7 protein-coding genes are annotated in these 6,357 nt (G+C 42.3%); 1 reads left to right on the forward strand and 6 read right to left on the reverse strand.

Annotated elements, in window-relative coordinates:
• Positions 1–35: 35 nt before the first annotated feature.
• From WB217_RS14930 to WB217_RS14955, 6 genes are all read right to left on the reverse strand, one after another.
• The gene (locus WB217_RS14930) at positions 36–506 is read right to left on the reverse strand and encodes a hypothetical protein (protein ID WP_423994033.1); all 471 of its coding nucleotides are present in this window, start codon (positions 504–506) and stop codon (positions 36–38) included.
• Between the two features lie 115 nt (positions 507–621).
• Complete coding sequence (locus tag WB217_RS14935) at positions 622–1,353, reverse strand: ABC transporter ATP-binding protein (protein WP_423994035.1); 732 nt, start codon at positions 1,351–1,353, stop codon at positions 622–624.
• On the reverse strand, positions 1,350–2,048 hold the full coding sequence (locus tag WB217_RS14940; protein WP_423994037.1) for an ABC transporter permease: 699 nt from the start codon (positions 2,046–2,048) through the stop codon (positions 1,350–1,352). Before WB217_RS14940 ends, WB217_RS14935 begins: the two co-directional genes overlap by 4 nt.
• 19 nt (positions 2,049–2,067) lie before the next feature.
• Positions 2,068–2,937 (reverse strand): substrate-binding domain-containing protein, encoded by an 870-nt coding sequence (locus WB217_RS14945; RefSeq protein WP_423994038.1) that lies wholly within the window; start codon positions 2,935–2,937, stop codon positions 2,068–2,070.
• A 2-nt stretch (positions 2,938–2,939) separates the two neighbouring features.
• A complete protein-coding gene (locus tag WB217_RS14950) occupies positions 2,940–3,860 on the reverse strand; it encodes a substrate-binding domain-containing protein (RefSeq protein ID WP_423994039.1) in 921 nt (306 codons plus the stop codon).
• A 911-nt stretch (positions 3,861–4,771) separates the two neighbouring features.
• A complete protein-coding gene (locus tag WB217_RS14955; protein WP_423994040.1) occupies positions 4,772–5,554 on the reverse strand; it encodes an undecaprenyl-diphosphate phosphatase in 783 nt (260 codons plus the stop codon).
• Positions 5,555–5,840: 286 nt separating this feature from the next.
• On the opposite strand from WB217_RS14955, the gene WB217_RS14960 reads away from it, so the two are divergent.
• A partial coding sequence (locus WB217_RS14960; RefSeq protein WP_423994042.1) for a DUF4931 domain-containing protein occupies positions 5,841–6,357 on the forward strand: 517 nt, incomplete at its 3' end.

The raw sequence follows: 6,357 nt of genomic DNA on the forward strand, positions 1-6,357 counted from the left end.
ATGACAGCATATTTCATCTTAACACCCCTCAATATCTAAACCGGTATTACACCGGTGCTGACAGCATCGATATTCTTTAATAGCCAGTTTTTATTTTCTTCTTTATCAACTTTTTCAGCTGTTTCAAGCGCCAATTCGATATTCCGTTCCTGTTCAGCCAGATTGCCTTTCACTGCGTTCGCCCGAGCTAATGCTTCATAAGCAAACCCAAGGTCAAAGTCGCCCAAGTCGTGCTCCAGGCAAAGCTTTAATGATTTATTTGCATGATGCAGTGCGGGTTCCGCTCTATCTAGAATCGCATAAACTCTGGAAATCTGCCATTCTCCTCTGGCAAAATTCAGTGGTGACCCAACAATTCCCCAATGGTATCGAGAAGCGTTCGCTGCATAAACCATCGTGTCATTCTCAGCTTCCGTCCGATCCTGTTTTTCAATCAAATCCCAAGTAAGGTTAAATAAGTCGATCGCCATTTTTTTATGTGTTGTAAAATCCATATCCAGTTCCATCGTTGATGACTCCTTTTAAAAAGTTTTATAAAGTAACAATTTGACAAAACAATGGAATCTCCTTTTAAAAAATAAATAAAAACAGCATGGTTCACATTACCATGCTGCATAAAAACTAACTGAGAAGGCTTTTCCATTCATTTATAAATGGTGCTGCGGAAGTGTTGGGGGATGAAAGCACTTCTGCTGTCGGGCCACTTTGTTTTAGTTCACCATCCATCAGGATCGCCAGTGTATCAGCTAAGTATTTTAGCTCCATAAGATCATGGCTGACAAACACAGTTGTCGTTTTTGTCTGATGAATGATGGTTTTAATATCCTTCAATAATTGCACCTTGGTAGGAAAATCAAGGGCAGAGAAGGGTTCGTCCAGGAATAGGACCTCAGGCTCCAGCACCATTGCCCTGGCAAGGTTCACGCGCTGGGCCTCGCCGCCTGATAGATGATGAGCATGCTTTTTTGCCAGATGGCTGATCTGAAATTTTTCGAGCCAGTACAAAACCTTATTTTTGATTTCCTGGCGGGGAAGCTTTCGCAGCTTCAGGCCAATCGCAACATTTTGAAAGACTGTTGTATCAAGGAGCAGCGGCTGCTGCATCGCAACAGCGAACTTTCTCCTAATCTCAATTGTCAGGTCATTCGTAATATCTTTTTCTTTTAAAAAGATCTCACCCTGTGCAGGCTGCTCCAAAAGTGACAGGGCTTTTATGAATGTACTTTTCCCGGCACCATTAGGACCCATGATTCCCAGAACTTCACCCTCTTGAATCTCGAAATGGGGGATGGAAAGGAGCACTTTTTTTCCGGCTCTCGCCTCTAGATTTTTAACTGTGATAAGAGGGGTCATAGGCTTCGCTTCCTTTGCTGTAAATAAGTTAAGCAAAAAGTAATGATGAACGCCAATGTCATCAGGATGAACGATAGGGCTAACGCGACATCAAAGTTACCCTTCGAAACCTCCATAACAATAGTGGTGGTCAAAATCCTTGTTTCGCCGCTGATGTTGCCGCCGACCATCATCGCTGCACCCACCTCGGCAATCACTCTGCCAAAGCCGGCGATGATCGCGGCAAGGATGGCAAGCTTAACCTCCTTCATTAAAATCCAATAGAGCTGAAGCTTTGTCGCCCCAAATGCTTTTACCTGCAAAATCATTTTTGGATTGATTTGCTGGAAAGCCGTACTAGTTAACGCGGTGACAATCGGCAGGGAAACTAATATTTGGGCCATGATGATGGCAGTTGGAGTGTAAAGCCAGGCAAGATCTCCAAGCGGGCCAGACCGCCACAGGAAAAGCGTAATCCAAAGCCCTGCAACGACAGGAGGGAGGCCCATGCCTATATTGATCAAGGCAAGGATAAACCTCCTGCCAGGAAACCTGGCAAGTCCAAGCAGCATGCCGGCTGGCAGGCCGATCAGTGTGCTAATAAGGACTGCCGTTATTGAAACCCGGAGAGTCAGCAGCGTGATTTCAAGGATCTCACGGTCACCCGACAGGATCATCTCTATCGCTTTTTTTAATCCATCTAATAATAGTTCCATCTGCAATCAGCACTTTCTATTATTCTTTAAAAAGGAAGAAGAGTGGCTCTCCATACTTGTCCACACCGAATTCCTTAATTAATTTTTTAGTGTCATCATTGATCATAAACTCGACAAATGCTTTTGCACCCTCTGCATTCACTTTATCATGTTTTTCGTTGTTAACCTGCATGACGTGATAAATATTTAGAAGGCTTTCGTCACCTTCTACCAAAATCGCTGTATCAGGCATGTTTTTTTGCTGAGCAAGGAAGGTAGCACGGTCTGTCAAAGTGTAGCCTTGTTTCTCAGATGCAATCTGAAGTGTAGCACCCATCCCTTGTCCAGCTTCAATATAGGCAGCTTCAAGGGTTTTAGGATCAAGTGAAGATATCTTCCATAGCTCAAGCTCTTTTTTATGTGTTCCGGAATCATCGGCGCGAGAAACGAAAGTAGCTTTTGATTCAATCATCTTCTTAAGAGCTTCCGGAACTGTCAGACCTTTCACTTTAGCTGGATCCTCAGCAGGACCTACTAGGATAAAATCGTTGTACATCACCTTCTGGCGGTTGATGGCATCGCCGCTGTCAACGATTTTTTGTTCTGCTTCAGGAGCGTGAACAAGAAGGACATCCGCTTCTCCGCGTGTTCCCATTTCCAAAGCCTGTCCTGTTCCTACAGCAATGGTTTTAACATTGTAATTGTTGTTCTTTTCGAACTCTGGAATCAAGACATCAAGCAGTCCGCTGTCTTGCGTGCTTGTTGTTGTTGCAAGTATCAAGTCAGCAGCGTTTTCTGTTTTCTCAGGTACTGCAGCTGACTTTTGTTCTGTTTCTTTTGTAGAAGAACAGCCCGTAATAAAAGCGAACATAAGTACAAGTAAAAGGGAGATAAAACGTTTGAATTTCATTTTCATGCCTCCGTTAATTGGTTTCCATAAATGATTTTTCCGAAATCTTCAGCATCATAGCCATCAAGCTCCAGGATGCTCTCTTTGAAATTAGTAAAATGGATAAGATCGATCAAATGCTGCAAAGCTTTTTTGTTATCCGGTGTCCATCGTAATACAAGGTCAAACTGTTCCTTAGCCAATGGAATGAAATCCAATCCGAGCTGGGTTGCCGCACACTTAATGCCGAAAGCCGCATCAGCCGTTCCCCTGCTGACATGGGCAGCCGCTCCGAGATGATTCCATTCCTCATCATCATAACCCTTCACATCAGAGGGCTGCAGGTTCTCTTCTGCTAAAAAGGAGTCGAGCAGGAAGCGAGTTCCCGCACCTTTTTGCCGGTTGACAATGGTGACGTCTTTCCGTGTCAGATCCTTAATCCCGCTGATTTTCTTTGGATTTCCCTTTGCTACAATCAAGCCCTGTTCCCTAGAAGCTAGCCTCATGACTGTAATCGGCTCATGGACAAACAACTGCCGGATAAAGGGAAGGTTGTATTGCTGTGATACTGGGTCGAGCAAGTGGATCGCTGCGATGTCAGCACTGCCCCTGTATAGCATCATCAATCCTTCAAGGCTGCCTATGTATGAGGGCGTAATCGACAAGCCTGTTCCTTCGGAAGCTGTGTATTTTACGAGATGCTCGACAAGGAAATCATGGCTCCCAGCAAGCTGAATTGTCTGCTGGACAGTATTTTGGAGCTCTGTCTGCCGCTTATTTGGAGCTGTCATGCTTTCTTTAAATCTTGTAAACTCGCTTTCTTCGATTCGCATTTTATTGCCGACTTTAAAAGCAGCAAGATCGCCGCGCTTAATCATTTCGTATACTGTATGTTTTGAGATTTTTAGCATGGAAGCGATTTCATCCGGAGTGTAAATTTGCAAAAGATTCCCTCCTTTCCTTCTTAAACTAAATATAATAGAATATTTAGTAGATAGATGTGACAATTGTTTGGTTTTGTTAAGTTTTGTTTAGTTTCAACATCAGTTTATCATAATCTGTTCACAATTTAGGTAGAATATTGAAAATTTTTAGCGAATGATGCATTTTTTCCAAATTCAACCTTCACATAATACTCCGGGCAGTATTGTGTATTTCTGATTCATACCATGGTAAACTAAGCAATAGACAAGATTTAATAAAGAAAGGAAACGGGAGAATGCAAATTTCAGATAAGGCTCGCGACATTCTTAAAGATATTCTCGCTGAGCGTAAAGCTAATGGTATTCGCGTCTACTTCGGCGGCTATGGCTGAGGAGGCCCGCAGATTGGTCTGGCTCTGGAAGAGCCGGAAGAAGATGATCATGTAACAGTTATTAATGAAATCCAAGTTGCGATTGAATCCCATATCGTCGACTATACAGAAGGTTTGTCGCTGGAATACGATGAGTACCGAGAAGGATTGGTCCTGATGGGGAACGAAGGCGGCTGCTAAAGATTTAAAAGTAAAAATGCACACCATTTACGGTGTGCATTTTTATATTTCATCTTTTAAGTTGGCTGCTGATTTTTCATTTGGAAAAAATCGAAAAGAATTTCCAGTTCGCCAAAATAAATGTGAACTCCGCCAAAATAATTGTGAAAACCGCCAAATTAATTGTGAACATCGCCAAATTAAGATTAAACCGCCTAATTAATTGTGAACATCGCCAAATTAATTGTTAATACTGCCAAAATAATTCGTTTTCCGCTAATAGGTCACGCAATTTCGCCAATAAAATAATCTAACCAAATCTTTATTTCTTATATCGCTACCAAAATGAATGGATCCTCAACGAAAGCTGGATCAGCTTCACTAAAACTGCCCAGTGAATTGAAAATACAAAACGACAATCCCCATTAGCGATACATAAACGGCAAAAGGCTTCAATGAATGACTTTTCAAATAGCCAATCATCCATTTCACTGCTATATATCCAAAAATAGCGGAGGAGAGAATTCCGATGAGCAAAGCCTGAAGAGAAATGGTCTCACTGCCACCGGTGAATAGATTCTTTGACTGGAGAATAATGCCTCCTAAAATAGCTGGTGTGGACAGCAGGAAGGAGAAATAGGCAGCTGTTTCACGGTCAAGCTTTCTCCATAACGCAGCCACAATCGTTAAGCCTGAACGGGAAATCGCCGGAAAGATTGCCACAGCCTGAAACGTACCGATAATAAAGGCATCTTTATAGCTTATGTCATCCATTTTCTTGCGGCCATTTTTAATTGAATCAGCGAACCATAAGAAAGCTCCGGTAATGAGGAATTCCCAGCCAATCGTCACACCTGTTTTTGATATTTCATCAAAGTAATCCTCAAACAATAACCCCACCACGACAGCAGGCAGCGTCCCAACGACAAGAAGGAATGTCATTTTCCCAAAAGGATTCTTCAGGATCTTGATGAATTCACTTTTGTAAAAAACAAATACTGCCAGCAGCGTTCCAACGTGAAGCATTGTATCGAGCAGGAGACCGGCTTCCTCCAGTCCAAACAGGTTCCTGCCAAGATAAAGATGCCCAGTACTGCTGATTGGCAAAAACTCAGTCAGCCCCTGAATCAGTCCTAATATAAACGCTTCAAGTTTTGATAGCATACAGAAATCCTCACTTTTCAAAATTGTAGGTGTGACATTGATTCCATTTTCCGCAATGTTACATTTTCTGAAAATCTAAACAGGCATTTCGATAGAAAATCGTAAAATCCTCTATCTGATTAAATATCAATATAGCTCCCAAAAAAGAAATAACTTTGTCCACTACAACCCTATGAGTCATCCTCCTTGGCTATGCCCTCAAATTATGGTGCAGTGATAAAAAATCGATATTTCCTGTAATTTCTAATACAATAGTAGAAAACGATATGATAAGCAGGTGGGGGAAATGAACAATAATACGCATTTGTTTTTCAATACATCGATCGGCGTGCAGAAGCCTGAGAATATCCGCAATAAAAACCAGAGCTGTCCATTTTGTGCCAGAGATGAACTGACGGGGATCATCGATGAAGAAGGACCGATTCTGTTGCTGAAAAATAAGTTTCCTGTCCTGGAGAATGCTTTCCAGACGGTATTAGTCGAAACCGATGTTTGTGACGAGGAGTTCTCACTGTATTCAGCAGATCATTTAAATAGGCTTCTGGACTTTGCGATTCGACATTGGATGAGGATGGAAGCATCGGGGGATTTTCGTTCGGTCATTCTCTTTAAAAATCATGGACCTCTATCAGGAGGTACGATTGCGCATTCTCATATGCAGATCGTCGGTCTCTATGACCTGGATTACCATGATAAAATTGGCGAAGCAGATTTCAGGGGTCCTGTAAACCATGAAGACGAGGGAGTGCAGCTGAATCTATCTGACCGGCCAAAAGTAGGTTTTTATGAATTTAACATCATGA

The sequence above is a fragment of the Mesobacillus sp. genome (genome assembly GCF_049588175.1).
Taxonomy (GTDB): Bacteria; Bacillota; Bacilli; order Bacillales; family Cytobacillaceae; genus Mesobacillus.